Raw genomic sequence first — 19,299 nt, 5'->3', positions numbered from 1 at the left:
GATAAAGTTACAGGAAATAAATCGGGCCACTATAGGAAAACCCCTACAATCACTAGCGAATAATCTTACATTGCGCGACATCCTTTTCGCGCATTACACCTTTATTCATGGAGTTCCGGCAGGGTCACAATATCCTCCGGGTGTCCTAAAGGCGAGCACGACCTGTGCTGGAGGCGAGGCAATATCACCCTTGGCCGTCTTTAGCGTATACTTCACGTTTGCGCGAGTTCGCCTAAATTTGCCATCAAGGCCCTCATCAGAGGGAAGCACATTGGTCAAGTAGGGGATACGCCAGGTAAAACCAGTGATCGGATTGTCATCATTTATTTCAAGCACAGCTTCCAATGTAACAGCGTCAATTATTTCAAAGCCTTCCTCCGCGGTCTCGCCACGATACACCCACCACTCTGCTTTAATCTGGGTAAACTCAGAAAACTGGTAATACTCAGTAAGATCCGGTATCAACACCTCAACTGCGGCCCCGTCAGGATGACCGTTAGTGGCCTGTATAGAACCACAATTAATTCTACCGTTATACAAGTGATCGAACGTCACGCCAACGGGCGTAATAGTGATCGCATCAACGGAAACAGCAGTAATATCGGAGCATATTTTATTATGCACACCAGGGCGCGACACTACATAATCGACGGGTAAATCCGGGCTATTGCCACCTGCCTTGATAACATCCCACGGCACCGGCACCGAAATGGTAGCCCCGGGGGTATCAGTGTCTAACACTTCATACTCGGCCGCCCATTCCCCCGCCCAATAGAACGCTATCTTATCCTTCTCCTTGATGAAGTCATAAAGCCCGACATGTAGATCCGCAGGCTTGTCCGCGTCACCAGTATCCAACTCATTCTCTTTACTCGTGCCCCCCCTGCCTTTAACAACGACACTATTCAAACCAGGATGGATGGGCAGCGGCCATCCAGGGTAGGCACCGCCCGGATCCATGGTTTCGAAATCAACAGAAATATCAATATCAGCGCCACCTACAGGATGGGTTCCGCGCATCAAGACATAACTGACCTTGGTGGCTTTAGCGCCCTTGTTACTTCCGTAAGCACTCAACATCACATCTGTGGGGACCAATATCTTGATATAATCGCCTGGTACAGAGCCCACCGCTTCAGGCGTCAACTCTTTACCATCCCAAATTACCACTATTTTATCGGTGTCTTTCATCTGCTCCTTCCACGGCACCCATACCTGCACGCCCAAATTGGCATCGGCTTGGTCAATTAAAGTGTCTGGAGCAGGGGCTAATGGCACTACAGGGATGTCAAAGGTGGCAGGCAATTCGCCCAGCGCTACAGGTACACTGGTCCAAACGGACAACGCACTGAAGTTCTGTGCCTTGTCGAGCAGCCGGTAAAGCACATATACCCCACCGTCGCCGACATCGCGGATCTTTCCTCCCGGTATTGACAGCGTCTGTTCGCCCACTGTTGTGAGCTCCCTCACAATCGGCAAATCAAGGTCTTCAACCTTGTCGGGAATACGATTCATCCAGTACACCAGCACCTCATCGCCCTCCGCCCAGCTGGTATAGGCAGGTAATACCAACTCGGCTTTATCACCGTTTGCACTCAGTGAGGCATCGGTCACAACCAAGATATCGGGAAATTTGACGGGGGGGCTGTGAGAATAGGGCGGCTCACGGTCGAAAATGAGCGTAGTGGGCCCCGATTCTGAATGATTCCCGTCATAATCCACTATATAACTTCTGAAATAGTGGGTGCCGTCAAGTCGAAGCGGGTCTTGGTTTTTGGGAATGACTGCCGGATAAGGATCAGGCGTACCAGCGGCGCCAAAATCGTCAGTCTTTTCGTAGACCTCTGTCCACGTGGTGCCGTCCCTAGAGTGCTCAATTTTAAGTGAGTCTCGCTCGCTCTTGTCCCAAAGTGGAACCTTCAACGTGAGAGGCTCGACGGGATCGGTGGGCCCGCCGCTATCTTCAATCGCAAATTTCCTGAATACCAATCCACTCGCTGCATCAGCAAGCATTGCTGGGTCAACAACCAAATCTCCTAGGGTCGGAGCATCCCGATGGGGCTTATGGTCGGCAAGGAAACGCAGATAGCCTTTGGGAACACGCTCGAAAGTACGGTACACCTTTCTGGAGTCACTCATAATGCGCCTCTGATTCATCAGGTTTACGGACAGCAGCCGCTAGACGCATTCAATATCAGCCCGACATCCTGCACAACTAGCATATTTACCAGGTGACAATGAGAAACGCCTGGTTTCAAAGACGCTTCCTCGCCTCGCAATGAGGTGGGGATAAAAGGCGCCATGAGGTGTCATGCGTTACCCTGAAGACCTCAAGATCAAACTTGCTTGTCTGGAAAGCGTAGGCGTGTAAGCAAGCAAGAATCACGATGACCTCTGTGCCCTGGGGGCGTGCGGGCGAAAGCGACTCGGGCGCCTGATGCAAACGCAGAGGCCCCTTGGCGACGCAAGCCACAGCGGCAAGTGCTGCGTGCCTGGGTAACCAGGCATGATTCACCAGCACATCTATGCCTACAGGGCTGCAGTACAGCCCTGTAGGCAAGATGCTCTAGCCGGCTGAATCAAGGCTGTTCTTGAGAGACCAAACGATCCAGAGGATCGTAACCATAGGCCAATCCATCGACACTTTGCAGGCGCCCCAAAGCGTCATACTCTAGTTGACGCCCCTGCTCATCAACTATCAAATTCCCATCGCAGTCGTACTTCAGTGTAACTACGATCGGCTCCTCGGTCACACCCTCGGCCGTGAACCCGCAGAGCTGTGCGGGATCACATGGGTTTTCGAAGTGATAGACAATGTCTACGGAACCTTGAGTATGGGCAGTGAGCACGCGCAAGATATTATCAATCGCATCGAACCTGAACGTCTGTCGACGTATAGAATTACCGTAAGGGTCGACGGGAAAATATTCTTTTAGGCCACTGCAGGCATACTCAAGCAAACGGCCTCGCTCATCATAATCAAACGTCTCTCTGCGCAGCAGCTCTTTACCCTGACGCAACACCTTGCAAATGATCCTGTCAGCTTTGTCGTATCGTTGGCTTAGCGTTTGCGTTAAATCCCCGAAGTCGAATGTACGCAAGACCTCTCTATCAAAGTCATCAAACTCCAAGCGGGTACCAAGCCGCCTGGGCAACTCGTCCGCTCCATTGTCAGTCGTCTCGTAGAACACTTGACGACCTAAATCGTCATATTCGAACTTGCTGTGCAGTGAGCCAAGACTCGTTGCCGTCAACCGAGCCGCCTCGTCATAGGTGTAAGTTTGTTCACCTCCCAACACGTCAGTGTAAGACAACAGTTTACCCTGTAAACTGTGAACATACGCCATCGTGTAAGGCACCCCACCTTCGAATGAGCAGGTCTCTGTTTTCAGATCACCCGTGCTGAAATAGTCACGTGTCATGGCGACACCGTGCTCCGAACACGACAGCAAGCGTGCATTTTCAGGGTCAAAATCAAATGTCCCTGTAATATCCACATCGACCTGCGTGCGCTGAATGGGTTCGTCATTCAACTGTGGGTTGTATGTGTATTCGATGCGCTTCCCTTTGGGCGTAATCACTGTGCTCGGATTACGCTGACCTGGCGTATAGTACAAGCTTCGAACACGGCCGCCCGTAGTCGACTTGACCAAACGGTCTAACCCGTCGAACTGTTGCAAGCCAAGTACCTTCGGCTCGGTACTACGCCGCGGCGTGACTTGAATCAATTCCGGCAAGTCTTCCGTGCTGTACAACGCATAGTCTCGATGCACCACCGCACCGTCTGCCAGCGTATGATCCACCAAGCGATCGAACGCATCATAGCTAAACAGCGTTTCATTCAGCTCGGCATCTTTTTCCCTGATGGAGCGGCCAAGGCCATCATAGAAATACAGGTGACTGCTGTATGACTGTCCGCTCGCCGTTACACGCTCAACTTTGCTTGGTTTTTCGAAGAGATTCATGAATGTGACAGTGCGACCACTGCAACGAAGTCCATCGGCGGATTCACGCCATTCACGCCGCACCGGCCCGAGTCGGTCTGGCGCGCCAATTGGGTCGACCTGATCATGGTGTACAACCTTGTCAGGGCCCACGGTCAGACAGCGTTGCCCCCAGTTGTCATAACTGAAGGTGGACTTCAATGGCACGTCGACATCCTTGTGCCAATCGAACTCGACTTCCTCGATCAAATTGCCCAGTCCGTCATAAGTGGCCTTATAGGTTTGCCGATAGACCGGCGCCTTGTTTTCCGACACGAAATCAGAATCGACGCGCTTGGCCTCGACAGCCCGATTAAGGCCGTCGACGGTCGTCACGGTTGAAACCCCTTTGACGTCAATCTGTTCTTGAGTCGCCCTGCCGCCAGGGCTGGAAACCAACGTGTAACGATAATGACGCGACGCTTCATAGGACGTGCGTGGCGCAACGGTTTCGCGCGTTACTCTACGCAACTCGTCATATTCGTATTCAATCTCTACATCGTTGTCATCACGGTTGAGCAACGGCTCGCCAATCAGCAACGAATGCTGCAAGGTCAATTCCTTGCGTGCGTGGTGTTCAGGCCCATGGTCGAACCCCTCTATGACTTGCTTGGTCTCCAGCACTGGATGGGTCGTGGGTTGTTCTGGAGTATCCGAGTAGCTAAATTGAATTTTGGTCTGCTTCTCATTCCTTGTGGTTATTTGCTGCGCCAGGCGGCCATGTGTGAAAGCGTCGCCAGGCTCATTCACATAAATGCGTTCGATTGCCTGCAGTGCCGTCTCTGAAGCGTCCGCATGCAGTTGGTACCTGGCTTCAAGCTGGTTGACCAACCAACCTGGCCCTGGCTCGTGACCGTCGACTTCTACCGGTGGATACAGTGCATAGTGATAACGTGTACAGAGGGTCGGAGCGTCACCTTCGTAGCCTTCGGCAGGCCTCACGACTTCTTGTTCAATATGGCGCACAAACCCCTCAGCATCGGGGCAAAAGGTGCGCTCAGTACGCATACCGTTGGGCTGGACTTCCAGTGTCTGGTTGGCAAAACCATCGTACTCGGTAGTCACCGTCTCGCTGCGGGGGTGTACGGGCGCGTCCGGACAGTCGAGCTCCCACGAGGTGGTTACCGTATGCGGCAACTGGAAATACTTGGGCTGATCTACAAAATCGCTGTCGCGCTCGTGGTACTTTGTTTTGATACGCCGGGTACATGCTTGTTCGACGGTGACTTCCTCAACCATCAAGTGATGGCGGTTGTAACGCCTCTCCACCGTACGCACGGGTTTGCTATCGCGAAGCAGGGTGGCAATAGAACCGTAGGTATAACCACGATCGGCCACCCGGTAGAGATTGTCCAGACCATTGTCTATCCAACTGGTCAGCGCGTTGTATCCCAGGAAATTTTCTGCAGAGAACGTGTAAGTTGTTTCCATGTCGGCTTGCCCAACACCGGGCTTTAAAACATGCCGCGTCACATAGGGGAGCGCCCTGTCCGTGCTACCAGGGAAGTAATGCCCACATTCTTGATACGTGATCAGCTCGGTCCCCCCAAGCGGCGTATCCAGCCGAGTGACGCACAGCATTTCGCCCACTGACTCATAACCGACAGACCACGCCGCACCGTTCGAAGTGGGCAATGTCACCTTCGTCAATCGATCGCCAGTCAGAACCAATGAGTACTGCGCGGAGGCGGCTGAATTTGGCAAGAGTGTGATGTCCACCCTGCTGTCACCCACGTAATCAATACTTAACAGCTTACGCCCAGTATCGTCGACGATCGACTCCAAGCACCCTTTTTTCGTGCGGTGATAAGCCAGCGTGATGCCATGCCCCGAGGATGCCTCTACTCGGACAGGCAAGGCCAGCCGCAAGTCCGTGGGTTGTGGCTGAAGCCATTCGACGAGGCCGGATTTATGCGCGATTCGATAGCGTTTGGTAGCACCTTCACTCCTGTTTTCAAAGTAAAAAATTTCAAGCTTTCGTTCGAGCACAGGTGCTGGCTGGCCAGGACCGTTATCAGAGATTTTGAAGCTCTGACCTGTATGCAGATCAAGTTTATTGTCGTCTAGGTTGTACTGGCTGAGCAGGAGCGTCCAGCCTTTGCCGAAGCCGCTATTCTGGTTATTCAGCGGGCTGAAGCTCAAGCGCAATGGCAGGATTGGCCCATTCAAGGCATTGTTCGGCAGCTGGGGCAGTTCGATATTGAGGTTGTACTGTCCCGTACGCTCATCAACGCCGCCCTGTACAAAACTCATGAAATTGAACGCATTGGAATGAATCAGTTTTTGGGTTGTCACTGACTGATCTCCTCAAGTGGATAGTTTATTGGGAAATCACTGCAGCTGCAGTTCCAAAACGTTTCGGCCGCCCATACCGCTGCCAAACAGAACCTTCAGCCTGTGCGTCGTACCATAATTATCGATCAAGGAAAACTTCATGGCACCTTCGAGCACATCGCGATAGCGAGTGGGGGACCAGTACCCCAGATCCGGGACTCGCTCCAGGGTAATAATCAGCGCCCCCTCAGATGGCTCCCCCTGCCCTTTGAGCTTGGTATCGAGCGTTACCTTAACTTCTGGCAATTTGCTGAGTAATTGCAGCTCAGCCTGATACTGTACCGCTATGGGTACTGGCGGAGCCTCCAGGGGCCGTCGCGGCTTGAAAACGATGCCTGTGTAAGTGCCAAAAGTTTCAGCTATCTGTTCTGACTCCCACCTAATCATCGAGGCAGATTCGAACGCGACCTCGACAAAGCTAATGCCGTTTCCAGATAACTGCCAATAGTCGGTGGTGCGATGCCAATAATTGAAAGCGTCGTCGCCCTCGGTAAAGCCCTGGGACTCTGCAACCCTTTTACCACCCTGGTTTGGCCATAAGTAGGAGTTCAAACTAGGTTCTGGAGTTTTGATTCCCGATATTTCAACCTTGCCTTTGGCTTCGTCGATATCTACCGAGTTCCTCCACCCTCTATTGTAATCCTGAAACTTCGCTTTGAACCTGGCCACTTCCGCCGACTTCGAATGCACAAACAACGTCACTGTGCGCTTACCCTCTTCTGCCCCGCGCACTTCGCCTGCCGCACCCGGACCGTCCACTGGATAATAATCGAAGTGGTTACGTTTTTTTCTCGCCATCCACAATTCAGGGCTATCCGCTGGAATACCTAACTGATCAGGCGTCAAATAAGGAATTTCGTTACCTATTTCGTCAAGCAGAACCAGCGTACTCAGTTCCGTGTCATTAACGGGATCCCAAACGTCCTCCCCGTTTCCATCTGTGAAACTGTGAGTGGCGATGACGATATCGATACCGACTTGTTGGTACCCATTGGCCCACACTTTGTTTCGGTTTTTGTTGTTCAGTGTAAGGCTAAACTCTTTGAGTGCTTTCCAGCGCTCCGCCAAGCCAAAGGCTTGCGCAGACACGCCTGCATAATGTTCGACTACGGCAACGCCGAAAAAGCGACCCGCATAACCGACGACAACGCTGGCCTCTCCATCCGGCTGATCAGGTGCCCGGTAAACGCCGGTCCCAGGATCGATTTCTCCAGGCCCATAGTTTTCCCAACGCGTCTGGGGATCATCAAGCGAGAATGTCTGTGTGGTTCCGGGTCTAAGGGTGGGCACGTAATAGGGCGCGACATCCAACTTAGGTTCGGCCTTCAGCATCACGACCGTTGCATGGCCCCTGGCCTCGCCGACACTGACTTCCACACGCTGCACCCGCACCAACACATCAGAAGACTCAGCAGGCGTAAATACCGCCCGTCGAGGGTCGTTGGCATCCTTGACCAACTCTCCCATTTTTTCGCCTAGCGGTTTCCATTCGATATTACCGATAGCATTACTGGTGAAGTTGATAGGGTCTTGACCCGAATACCAAACGATTACCCGCGGCGAAATTATCAGCGGCTCCGAAGACTCTACCAACAAGGCTGAACGGGTGGCTGCATCAGGCTGATCTGAAACTTTTGCTGATACTACAACCACACGCTGAGCGCTCGCCAACTCGCCACTTGGCCTGCTGCTGTAGACGCCGCTATCGATTGTGCCCGCTGCTCGTGGGCTAGTAATATCACGGGCCTCCCAGCCAGAAAGGCTGTTATCACAACCCGTCGTGTAGGTCAAGCTCTCTCCTGCGCCAAGGTGACTGATAGGAGGCAAGAGCTGGCAGATACTAGTACTGGGCCAAACGTCGCCGAACAAAACTTTGTCATGCGGGTCGTGCTCTTCCCGAATGCTAACTACATAGCCCTCTGGCATGATCAGTTGTGAGAGCAAACCAGATCCGAGGTCTGTGCTGAACGTTGCCCTGATCTTGCCCAACAATAGCGTGGCACTGAAATTCCCGTCCCCCGGTTCGTCCTTGAGTGGCAGCAAATACGTAAACGCATCCGGAATCACACCCGGATTGGCATCACCCCGTAACTGCATCAGCAGCAGTACAGCGCCATCTGCCCCTGGCTGGCTGCCCTGCCCTGCGCCTTCTGGGGCCTTTTGTGCAATGGGGTCAATCCTGTCAATCGTCAGTACATCATTGCTAATTGGGGCAATGTTGATGAAACCGAATATTTGTTTGAAGTCCGGCTGTTGGCGCAACTGCTTAAGGAAGAATTCGCCCATTTTGCGCGCTGCATCACCGGCAAAGGCAAGGTTGCACACCGGATCGGTAGCCTGGCCAAAATCAATCGCCAGTTGCTGTTGCTTGCTACCTGGCACAGGCACCACCACAAGTTTTGCCTGCATCTGCAGCGTGTACCCCATCCCTTTGGCCAACTCATGGCTTCTACGAAGCCGGCTGGCATTACCGGGTGAAGTCTCCTGCGCGCTGCAACGGCCGGCGATCAACTCCATGGCCACCGTAACCGTGCTGGTGCGGCCTGATGACTGCTCGAAAGACAGTGTCGGCGGCCCAAGCATCACGCCATCCAACACAACAAGCTCGCTATAGTTGCTATCGCTGTAATATTGATCAGTGATGGGCTTGATGAAGTCTTGATGGTTGAAATTCTCGATGAACTGCGCCTCGATCAGTTGGTTGACCTTATCACGGCCAAGTGCAAGTATCGCCCCCCAACCGTGCATCGCATCACCTTTGCCCAGTATTTCCAATAACGCACTTTTAGAATTAGAAGTCATGATCAGTCTTTCCTCTGGCCACTATGAATACGAACATGTTCGACAAACGCCTGATAGTCGTCAAAGCGCGAAACCGGGATAGCCGAGAAACTCCAGATTGCTAGACGAGGTGCTGGATTTTCACAAGCGGCAACGATGATGTAGGGACCTTCATCCGGCCCAGCCGTGTAGATGCCAGTGGCAGGGTCGAGCGTGCCGGTGCCTTTGAGCACTTCCCAGGTGGTCTCTGCCGGGGTCAATTCAATCTCTTCCTGCGCATCCGAATCGTAATAGGCCAGCACCAACTTGAAGGCTAATTCGCGTTGCTTAGTGGTTTTGATCATCCCTGAAGTGGTTGTCCAAGGGAGGATGATATCGATGGTTTGTTTCTGCCCACCTGCCGAAACCTCTACGCCATCCACATGGACACGTGAGGCAATCGGCCCCGCTCCGGGCAACCTGGGTGGCGATACATAGATCCGCACATTCTTGTCTACTGGAATGACCAGGTCCGAATCACCGTCCTCAGCCTCACGGATGGTACCTTTGCTTCCACTGGTCATTTCCCATCTCAGCTCACCTGCGATATCACCACCCGTCAAAACGTAACGGCGGGAAGTTTGATCTTGGCTAAACTGTGCAACTTTATACAAAGGGTATACCGCAACGCTATCCGCCACGACGGTTACCACTGCGCTGCTTGAATTGCCATTTGCAGTGGCGGTCACGATGACCCGCTTGTAGCCGTCGGTCAGCGATCCGATATCAGGTGGCGTGTAGACCCCTTGCGTAATACTGCCAACATTACCCGAGTCACCGGGCAAACCTTGCACGCTCCAGGCTACTTCGCCAACAACAGCGGGTTCGACATGGAAAGTAACCGTCTTACCCGGGGCCGCGCTCACTTTCGCTTCGAGCGGCTCCACAGCGAAGGACGTCAACCTGGGTGCAAGGTCTCCTAGCATCGCAAGATCCCCAGGCGTTACCAACACCCTTGGGGTAGCGATATCATCGCTACGGAACAAAAGGCTGTTAAGACGTAGCACATTGACCGGCTTGACCGCCGCTGCGATCCCTGCAATTTTAGTTGAGAGCTCATCCACTGCGCTCTGCACATGAGGCTTTATGTAGTCATCAAATGCGGTGATGACATGATTATTAATATAGGAGCTCTCCCCCCCCCAAGCCGACATCTCATACTCCACCTCCACCGGGCCCGGCTGAACCTCAACCTCACCAAACCGATCCCCACTCCCAACGATCGAAATCTTAAGTTTGGTTCTCACCGAAATAGTAATGTTAAAGTCTGGATCATGCCGGCGATCCCCACTCGGACCATTAAAAATAACAACCATTTCTTTCGTATCACTGATCACTGTCCAGTCAATACTGAACACATCATCCGTGTGCACAATTCTAAAGTTTCCAGAAAAATCCAGATCCGGCCACCTATAGGTGGTAAAATTATAATCCCCATAACGTCTAATCGTATGATCAGTGTAGCCAGGCGAATGAAGCTGAACATCCGATTTTAAAGTAGAGTAAAAATCGTGCTGATCCTTTTCCACAAGAATATTTGACACCCCAGGAATGGTAGCCACCATATTCCAAAAACCACTCCTGACCCAGAGCTCATTATGAAAAATAATACTCATGGTATACGGATCTTCGTCTGTATTCTCCGGCGAAGGTAATAAGTACGGCATATCACCATCCGCCGATGGCCACGTCCCGACTGTATCCTCATCGAACGCAACCCCCACTAGAACGGCACCCTCACCCTGTTCTTCTTCACTGACGGCATTTATGTCCTTGGCGTTTTTCATCGAATGAGTCCGAACAGCGAACCTTATCGGATTAACCTCCCCCTCGATACGCTTGATAACATTGAGCTCCCAGACCCTATCCGCTTCGTCCCATTTTTCAAACTCAAGTTTGATTGCTTCACCGAGCTTCATGTTCAGCTCCCCCCAACCGTCAACTTCAAAGGTGTAGCCAAGGCCTTTTGAAAGATCAAGCGTCACACGGCCTTCTGTATCGATATTGCCACCATCTGTATCATTCAGGAGTATTTCAATCCGCACCGCCGGCCCATTCAAAGGGTTCACTACGGAGTAAGCTATTACTTCAGGCTGTCCACCGCCACTCCCCTGTCGCAATTGAGTGAGCACTCCACTAATGACGTTCATGCTCAACAGAGCCTTGGATCCTGATATAGTGGAGTTGACGAACGAAAGCAGAGGCTTATCCAGTACCAAATCGAAACCCTCGGTCCAGGAATTGTCTTCAGAATCTTTCTTGAAACTAATACGTGGCAACCACCCACTGTTATCCAAACGCTGGATATGCTCCTGCGCCAGAAGCCTATTGGCCCTGAAGCGATCATAGACAAGCAGGGCCCCCCAACCTTGAGATGCCGGCTTCGCTCGGAGGTGGCTCAGATACTTACTAAACGTTGGCCTAGGCATATCCATTTTTCTCCACAGAAAGTATAAACATAAAAATACTATTAGTACTGAAACCCTAGAACACCCAAAGACCAGCTGATTTTCACGAATCCAGCGTTATGCTCATTATTGGGAATGTTCTATAAAACGCCCCACCATCGAAGCTCAAAGCAACATGTAACGTAAACTGTTCACCCTCTGTTAACTTATTAAGGAATTCCTTTGACAACTTTGCACTGACCCCTGCATCTGCTTCGTCTACCGTGACGGGTGCAGAGGCTGTACGTATGTATTCAGAGAGATCTCCAGCGGGTCCCACCCCGGTGACCCAGATATTAAGAAGCTGTCCAGCCCGGCCGAACGACCAGGTACCCAGCGTGAGCTCAGCCCCGCCAGGCGGTACCTGTGATCGTGACAAACGCCCTTCACTTACACCTTCACATTGGATCTGCGGATATACAGCGCTATCGAGTGGGGTAATCCTTAAATGGTAAGGGACAGAGTCCAACGAGGTGTCCTTGCCAAGCACACGGTACGCCACTTCAAAGCGCCTGCTTTGGTCGCGCATGCCGCGCCCCATGTTTGCCGGTACAAATTCTTCAGGCACAACAAGCGAATTGGCCCCGTCGGGTACTTTGGCAACGTACTCACCCAATCCCGGCCAGCCACGCCAATGAACTTCCACGCTTTCACCTGGCAGCAGCACATCTGGCACCTCAACCCGAACACCACCCTGACCGCTTGAAGCAGTCATGGTGCCGTGGTGGACCTGATCTTCGTCAGGGTCTGCGATTTTGATCAGAGGCACGGACAGCACACGCGTGGTATCAATAGCGACCGCCAGCGACTGCGACTGCAAACTTGCGCCTTCTCGGCTGAACATATAGGAAAGACTGACGTTCAATGCTTGATTTTCCAGCACGAGGTCCACAGGCACATGCAGCACAATGGCGCCTACGGTGTGCGTGCTAGCGTCGACACGAACGGGGGTAAACACGTCGCGTACTGGACTGCGCCAATACAAAGTTACGTGATCGGAAATCGACATACCTGGGTAGCCGTCAATATGGACTGCCAATCCATCCCGAAACTTCCCAGGGTCCAATGGCTCTCCTGGGGTATGCCCCGCAATGCGCGGAGCAGCCAGAGGGGCTGGCAGCGTGGCATCTGAGTCGATGACAAAGTTCTGGACAGGAGAGTCCAAGGATTTACCGTCTGCGAAAGTGACACTGTAGGAGACTTGGGCAGTGCCCGGATCGATGAAGCGAAAGATATTCTTACCCACCGTGAACATTAACGGTTTGTTACCGAAGTGCTCTTTGGTTACCGTTAATTTTTCGATCTCAGGCGGATCGGCAAAACCGTCCTCATCAAACCCCTGAAATGTGAAGGTAATCTCATCGTCGAGTTGCATGGCCTGATAGGGCATTACAATGAACATGACGCCGACGCTTTCCAACTCATCAGGCTTGATTATCAGGCTATGCGACTGCACGGCAAGAATGGCCGATAACCCTTCGCTGGGTGCTTTTGGCCTGACGCCGACGAAGCAGAAAGTGCGCAATGAGTTCGCACTTCCATTCACTGTATAGGAATAAAACGCCTCCCCCCCTTCAGCACCTCGAACCACAGAATTGAGTATTTCGACCTTCAGACCTACCGCGGGGTCAACATCCCCAACAAGATAAGTAGCACCGACATCGTCAAAAGCATCCCCAACCGCATTGGCACCTAGCCAATTCGGGCTTACCAGGTCGGTGGACGTCATACCCGGGTACCTTATATAGGTTACCAGATGGCTGGTACCCAATTGATCCAGGTCGATCTCATTATCAGCGTTCAATCCTTGAATGCGGGGCTTTTCCAGCCCCTGTTTATTGTCTTTCATACAATATCGGCCTCACTCTTGGATTACCCGCTACGCTCAGCGAGCAACAATTGCTTACCGTTTATAGGCCTGAAGCCAAACTCGGACAACTAGCAAAAATACTAGGTCGCCGCACGTACTCGGCGCACAACCGGCCCGTCCCACCATGCACCTATCATTTCTGCTAGGTGCCTGACGCGGCCGCTCGCTTTACCCTGCCTGAGCACCCTGCATCGCTTACGTTGATAGGCTGATAGTCAGTTAATTAACCAGGAGTTACGACCATGTCTCACGAATACTCACCCACTCAAGGTGGCATCATTACCGTCCATTCAGCAACAACTGGTGATGGGGGCGGCGGTGACTACAGATCATGGACAATTGGTGGCGAGGGAAGTGATGAACCTTATCACCTTACTATCAGTGGCATCAAAGCCAGGAAAATTCACATGGTCAATATTCCATCAGCCACCACTATAGAATTGCAATCAAAAGACATGAATGGCGATGTGCCGGTGTGGTGGATGAAACTAAAAACAACGCATGCACCCTCCGACCTCCAACTGTACGATATCGATCAATATGTAAACCGTTACGCCAAGGACGACTTCATAATCACAGCACTTGGCATGCTCGTTGTCGACAAGTCGACAACCCCAGCCGCTCGTGACTCGTTGGGCCGAATTATCGTAAAAACATCCGCCGGCCGCCGCCCCACCGCTAAATAAGGACACCTTTCATGGCCATTCAGTCCAACGCCACCAATTTTATGAGCTATACCCAAGGCAGTGTCGACCCACGCACAGGACTCTACACGTTTTCTATTGAAATTCCGCCCTTGAACGCCAATGATCTGCAGGGCCCAGAACTCCCCTTGAAATTGACTTTCAACCCGCTGAGTGAGTTGAACGCGGGATTTGGCATCGGCTGGTCTCTGAAACTAAGTCGATACAACCTGGACAGCGATGTATTGGACCTGCACACAGGGGAAAGCTACGCGATCGCTGACAATGGCGCGAATCAACCTATCGTGGTGCATGAGCAAAAAATAAAGAATTTTCATATTGAAAATATCAGCGACGATAAACGCAAACGCTACCGGATAGCTCATAAGGCAGGCTTGGTCGAGATCCTTGAGCCGCTTAAAGCCGACCCCCGGTCGTATCTGCCCACACGTGTTATGGCACCCTCTGGCCACGGCATTACATTAGGCTACAACGAAAGCACCGGCGAACTTGAATCTATCCATGACGACAACGGGCAAAAACTCCTCACGGTAACGCCCAACGGTGACCATCAGACCGTGCTGGACCTTCATCCTGACACTGAAGCCCATGCTTCTATAAAAATGGGATTCGAGGGTGAAGAACTGCGTACGCTGACCATGCCCTCCACAGAGCAAACAAGCTGGACGTTTAATTATGTTACCTACGGCTCCTTGCGCTGCCTGGAGAAGCTGGTTAATCCGCGTGGCGGCGAAGAAACCGTCACTTATAAGGAACAGGGGCACAAACTACCTGGCGTAAACCTCTTCGTTCCTTGTGCAACCCACCATACCGCAAAGCCCAACCCGCTGGATAAAACAACATTCATAACGTCCGAATACAGTTTCAGCAGTAATAACTTCTTGGGCAATGGCGCAGCGGGTGTCGCCTGGGAGGAGGACTATAATCAGGACCAGTTGTACAAGTTTACCGGCAGCGAGTTCAACTACACCTCCACCGTCAAGCACCTCTACAACGAAGAAGTGCTACGCACCGTCACACGCACATTCAACCGCTTCCATCTGCTGACCAAGCAGGTTACCGAAGAGTCCGGCTGCACCGAAACGTTGACAAACGAGTATCACGATAGCACTGGCAATTTTGCATCCCAGGATGAACGCCTGCAGTTACCCCGCAAGGTCACCAAGACCTGGACCGTCAAAGGCAACCCCGTTGATCGTCGTGACGAGACCCTCACCACTATTTACGACAAGGCAGGCAACCTTTTAGAAGAATTGCACCCCGATGGCAGACGGATGGTGCGTACCTACTATCTCCCGAGTGGGGGCGTCGGCTGTCCAGCGGACCCGGAAGGTTTCAAGCGCAACCTCGAAAGCCTTACCATTTATCCAGCCAACGATGCCACGACCGATAAACCCGCGCCAATCATTCGTACCCGATACACCTACAAAGAGATGCCGTTGCTAAGCGCAACAGCCTCGCTGCAACAGGCAAGTCATTGGTTAGTCGCAGGAAGTGAAGATAAACTGGTCGTCACCTTGGATGACGCAGGCAATGAAACCGAGCAACGGTTGCACCACCTCGAGATGAGCTACCTGAACGTGCCTGGCAATGTTTTCCTGCATGGGCGCTCCAACGCGAGGATGAGCACGCTCGGTGCCTGCACGGCTACGACCCGCTGGCACTATGAGAAAGTCCAGGATGAACAGGGAAAGTCAACCTACCAAAAGACCACTGCCACGTTTACCCCCCACGGCGGTACGATCGAAAAGACATCGACCTGTATTCACTCTTCGCTTCGTAACAGCATCATCGAAGATGAAGATGCTAACGGCGTGGTCACCCGCTACCGCTATGACTCCCTCAACCGCCTGCTGGAACAGACTGTATCGCCGGAAGACAATCCAGCTACGCTTGTTTATCAATATGGCAGCGTCACTGAAGACAACCGCTTGCTCTGCTACACCCAAGTCACCAACGCTAAGCAAGTCGTCAGCCGCATCTATTACGACGGGCTCGACCGCCCCATCCGAGAAGAGCGCATACTGAAAGACCTGAACGCCCCTGACAAGACAGTCACCCGCAAAACGGCCGAAGTTTGGTATGACTCCATCGGACGAGTAGAAAGTGAAACACGCTTCGATTACCTCCCTGCCCCTGCGCCTGCCGATGGCCACACCCCTACCGAGACGGTCATCGAACTGACCAAGCGTTACGCATACGATGCCTGGGGACAGCGCTGCTGTGTCACTCACCCGGACAACGTACAAGAAATCACGGAGTTCTCGCCTTTCGGTACAGAGGGTAACAAGACGACGACGTGGCTGGTGAGCCCCGAGAAACCCGACGATAAACAACTGCTCCGCGTCGAGGAGACTAACCGCGCCGGCAAACCGCTGTATCAATACAAACTGTTGCCGGTAAAAGACAAAAAGACAAAGCTCATCTCTTGGGTTCAAATCGACCGCACCGATTATACATACGATGGGCTGGCCCGCTGCATAAAAGAGTCCTTCACCCCTACGCAAGCGCGCAAGCAGAAAGCGTTGGTCACCGAGTACACCTATGATCACTGGGGACGCATGTGCGAAACCGTTCGGCCAGGCGGTAGCAAACTCCGGCGCACCTTTGCAGCGCACAGCATCACCGAATTGACTACCCTGCTGGAAGTGCTTGATACCAATAACGAGCCAGCGCAGGCCGTGTGCAAGCGAAACTATGATGGGCTTGATCGCCTGACTCGCATGGAAGTAGGCCCTCGAGTTGAAACATACGAGTACCGGGGGCTGACGCAACTGATCGTAAAGCGCTCCGTCAGTAATAGCGCAAGTGCGGACAAACGTACGCATGTCACCCACTACGAGCACACGCCAAACCTCACCATCGAACCCACCCGGGTAATAGCGACGTTCGAAAATACATCGCAGCCTCATGCGCCGGATGAGGCGGATTTTGGCTATTTCTCAGAAGACGCGAAAATTGCCTCGGCTGCCAACAGCAACGGCAAGCGAACTTACCATTATACCGACCAAGGTTACCTGGCCGAAGAGCACTGGGAAGTGCAGGGGCAGCCCAATTACGGCATCGAGAATATGTACTCGCTGCAAGGCCTGGTGACTTTCCGTAAGCACAGCGATGGTAGTGCCTGCCACTACGGCTATGACGCGCAGGGGCGGCTGCGCACCGTCACCCAAGGCGAGCTGCAATGCACGCTGGAGTACAATAGCGAAGGGCTACTGGAGCACACGACCACCCGCGATTCAAAACGCTACGTACGCACAACCCAGACGTACGACGCACTAGGCCGACAACATCGGCGCATTCTCGATGCCAACGGAGAAATCTGGGTGCTGGTGCTGCAATGGCGAGATGGCACCCACCTTGATTCGCGAACCTTGTACCGTAACAGTGATGAGGATGAGAACGCGTTCATCCGCAGGGAATGGTTCGACTATGACGACCTGGATCGCCTGGTCATCCACGACTTCGAAGGCGACTGGGATAATGAAGAGGAAGACGGCGAACGCAGGCAAGCATTACCGCGAAATGCAGCGGGCCGCTCGATCATTTCGCAAACATTCGAATTCGATGCGCTGGACAACCTGCAACGCTGCAGAACCGATTTCGCCGATAAAAACAGGGACATCGCAAGATTCTCCTATGCCGATGACGGCAGTTTCCAGCTGACCAAGGTGAACCACACCTTGCTCGAGGATTATCGTGAAGAGCAGACATTCGCCTACGACGCGCGAGGCAACATGCTCAACGACGAACAAGGGCGTAAGCTGGAATATGATTCCCATGGCCGCTTGCACCGTGTGCTCGAGGCCAATGACGTTGAGTTGATGAAGTACTTGTACGACGGTCATGACCAACTGCTCGCCACCGTAGCGGCTGGCAAGACCCAAGTGCAGCGGCGCTATCTGGGCAACAGCTTGGACTGTACACGGGAAAATGATGTGCTCACCCAGTACCTTTATAGCAACGGCCAGGCAGTGGGCATACAACGAACGAACCAGGACACCAACCAGTTGCTGCTCACCGACCCTGCCGGCAGTGTCGTTGCGGAAGTAGACGCCGATGGCACCCGTCATGCCAGCTACAGCGCGTACGGTGAACAGCCCACTGATAATGGCATGCGCAGCCTACTGGCATTCAATGGTGAAGTGCGCGAAGTGGGGCTGGGCTGGTACTTGCTTGGCAGCGGTTATCGTGCCTACAACCCCAACCTGATGCGCTTCCACAGCCCGGACTCGATGCCCCCTGAAGTATCAGGCCCCAATCCTTATGTGTATGCACTGGGGAACCCGGTGAGATGGAGAGACCCTACCGGCCACCGAGCCGCCTCGATATCAGCGGGAGACCAACCACCGGAATTCGTGGATCCGCCACCCACACCCAAGGGGTCGGATATGCCATGGCTAATGTTCACCGTGTCAGCGCTTATCTTTACGCTAGCAGTCGGATTATTTGTAGCGCCTCTACTATCGGGCGCGGCCGTGGCGACCAGCACATTAATCAAAGCGGGGGTCGCAGTTATCGGGCAAGGGATTGCCACAACTCTGCAAGGTTTTTCGGCTGCTTCCAAAGACCCAGAGACTGCGAACCTTCTGCAGTATTTTGGGTTCGGGGTTTCGGCGGTTACAGGCCTTGTCGGTACTGGAGCACTAATCTCAATGTTCCGTACTTTCACCGCCGCCAGACGGGTCAGTATAGTAATTAAAACTGCTTCCACATCGGCCAGATCTTCCATAACGTCCACTACTAGCCTCCTTAACCAGGCGGACGACGTGGCATCGAATTTACCCGCCAGCTCAACGAATATCCCCCGCGCAAGTCTAAATAACGCAAGACCAGTGAACCCTGCACAATCGAGTAGGCGTGCGAGTGCAGGGGGAGCGCCGGGTAATGATAGTTCGCCTACCCAACCCGTTAAACCTACCAGCGACAGCTCGACAACCACCAACATAATCAGTGAAGAAGTTCCCTCGGCAAACACCGTAAATCCATCAGCGCAAGTGCAAGTGGAAGTGGAAGTGCATACATCAGGGCAAACGCCCCCTAGACCTCAATGGAGCGGGGATGGAAGAAAAGTTACTGACCCTTGGAACATCAGAACTTAACCATAATAACTCGAGATAAGCATGCGCTGGGGTGTCGCT

Annotated in this window: 7 protein-coding genes; 2 read left to right on the top strand and 5 right to left on the bottom strand. The window is 52.8% G+C overall.

Annotated elements, in window-relative coordinates; genetic code table 11:
- Nucleotides 1-105: 105 nt before the first annotated feature.
- From ACK59Z_RS15830 to ACK59Z_RS15810, 5 genes are all read right to left on the bottom strand, one after another.
- Nucleotides 106-2,139, bottom strand: coding sequence for a hypothetical protein (locus ACK59Z_RS15830; RefSeq protein WP_409293423.1), 2,034 nt, complete (start codon nt 2,137-2,139; stop codon nt 106-108).
- A 440-nt stretch (nt 2,140-2,579) separates the two neighbouring features.
- Nucleotides 2,580-6,278 (bottom strand): RHS repeat domain-containing protein, encoded by a 3,699-nt coding sequence (locus tag ACK59Z_RS15825; RefSeq protein ID WP_108190452.1) that lies wholly within the window; start codon nt 6,276-6,278, stop codon nt 2,580-2,582.
- Nucleotides 6,279-6,314: 36 nt separating this feature from the next.
- Entirely contained in the window at nt 6,315-9,119 is a 2,805-nt protein-coding gene (locus ACK59Z_RS15820) for a hypothetical protein (RefSeq protein ID WP_108190453.1), read from the bottom strand.
- A gap of 2 nt (nt 9,120-9,121) precedes the next feature.
- Nucleotides 9,122-11,287 (bottom strand): hypothetical protein, encoded by a 2,166-nt coding sequence (locus tag ACK59Z_RS15815; protein ID WP_146174554.1) that lies wholly within the window; start codon nt 11,285-11,287, stop codon nt 9,122-9,124.
- Nucleotides 11,288-11,648: 361 nt separating this feature from the next.
- Nucleotides 11,649-13,433 (bottom strand): hypothetical protein, encoded by a 1,785-nt coding sequence (locus ACK59Z_RS15810; protein WP_108190455.1) that lies wholly within the window; start codon nt 13,431-13,433, stop codon nt 11,649-11,651.
- Between the two features lie 263 nt (nt 13,434-13,696).
- On the opposite strand from ACK59Z_RS15810, the gene ACK59Z_RS15805 reads away from it, so the two are divergent.
- The gene (locus ACK59Z_RS15805; RefSeq protein WP_146174555.1) at nt 13,697-14,140 is read left to right on the top strand and encodes a hypothetical protein; all 444 of its coding nucleotides are present in this window, start codon (nt 13,697-13,699) and stop codon (nt 14,138-14,140) included.
- A gap of 11 nt (nt 14,141-14,151) precedes the next feature.
- Entirely contained in the window at nt 14,152-19,260 is a 5,109-nt protein-coding gene (locus ACK59Z_RS15800; protein WP_108190457.1) for an RHS repeat-associated core domain-containing protein, read from the top strand.
- The last annotated feature ends 39 nt before the right edge of the window (nt 19,261-19,299 follow it).

Origin of the sequence: Pseudomonas sp. KCJK9058 (assembly GCF_046230975.1) — a bacterium.
GTDB lineage: Bacteria > Pseudomonadota > Gammaproteobacteria > Pseudomonadales > Pseudomonadaceae > Aquipseudomonas > Aquipseudomonas alloputida.
This window is presented reverse-complemented; position numbering and strand designations above follow the sequence as displayed.

Coding starts and splice junctions, on each gene's coding strand:
- ACK59Z_RS15830 (WP_409293423.1), bottom strand. CDS start 2,139: ATGAGTGACTCCAGAAAGGTGTACCGTACTTTCGAGCGTGTTCCCAAA.
- ACK59Z_RS15820 (WP_108190453.1), bottom strand. CDS start 9,119: ATGACTTCTAATTCTAAAAGTGCGTTATTGGAAATACTGGGCAAAGGT.
- ACK59Z_RS15815 (WP_146174554.1), bottom strand. CDS start 11,287: ATGAACGTCATTAGTGGAGTGCTCACTCAATTGCGACAGGGGAGTGGC.
- ACK59Z_RS15810 (WP_108190455.1), bottom strand. CDS start 13,433: ATGAAAGACAATAAACAGGGGCTGGAAAAGCCCCGCATTCAAGGATTG.
- ACK59Z_RS15805 (WP_146174555.1), top strand. CDS start 13,697: ATGTCTCACGAATACTCACCCACTCAAGGTGGCATCATTACCGTCCAT.
- ACK59Z_RS15800 (WP_108190457.1), top strand. CDS start 14,152: ATGGCCATTCAGTCCAACGCCACCAATTTTATGAGCTATACCCAAGGC.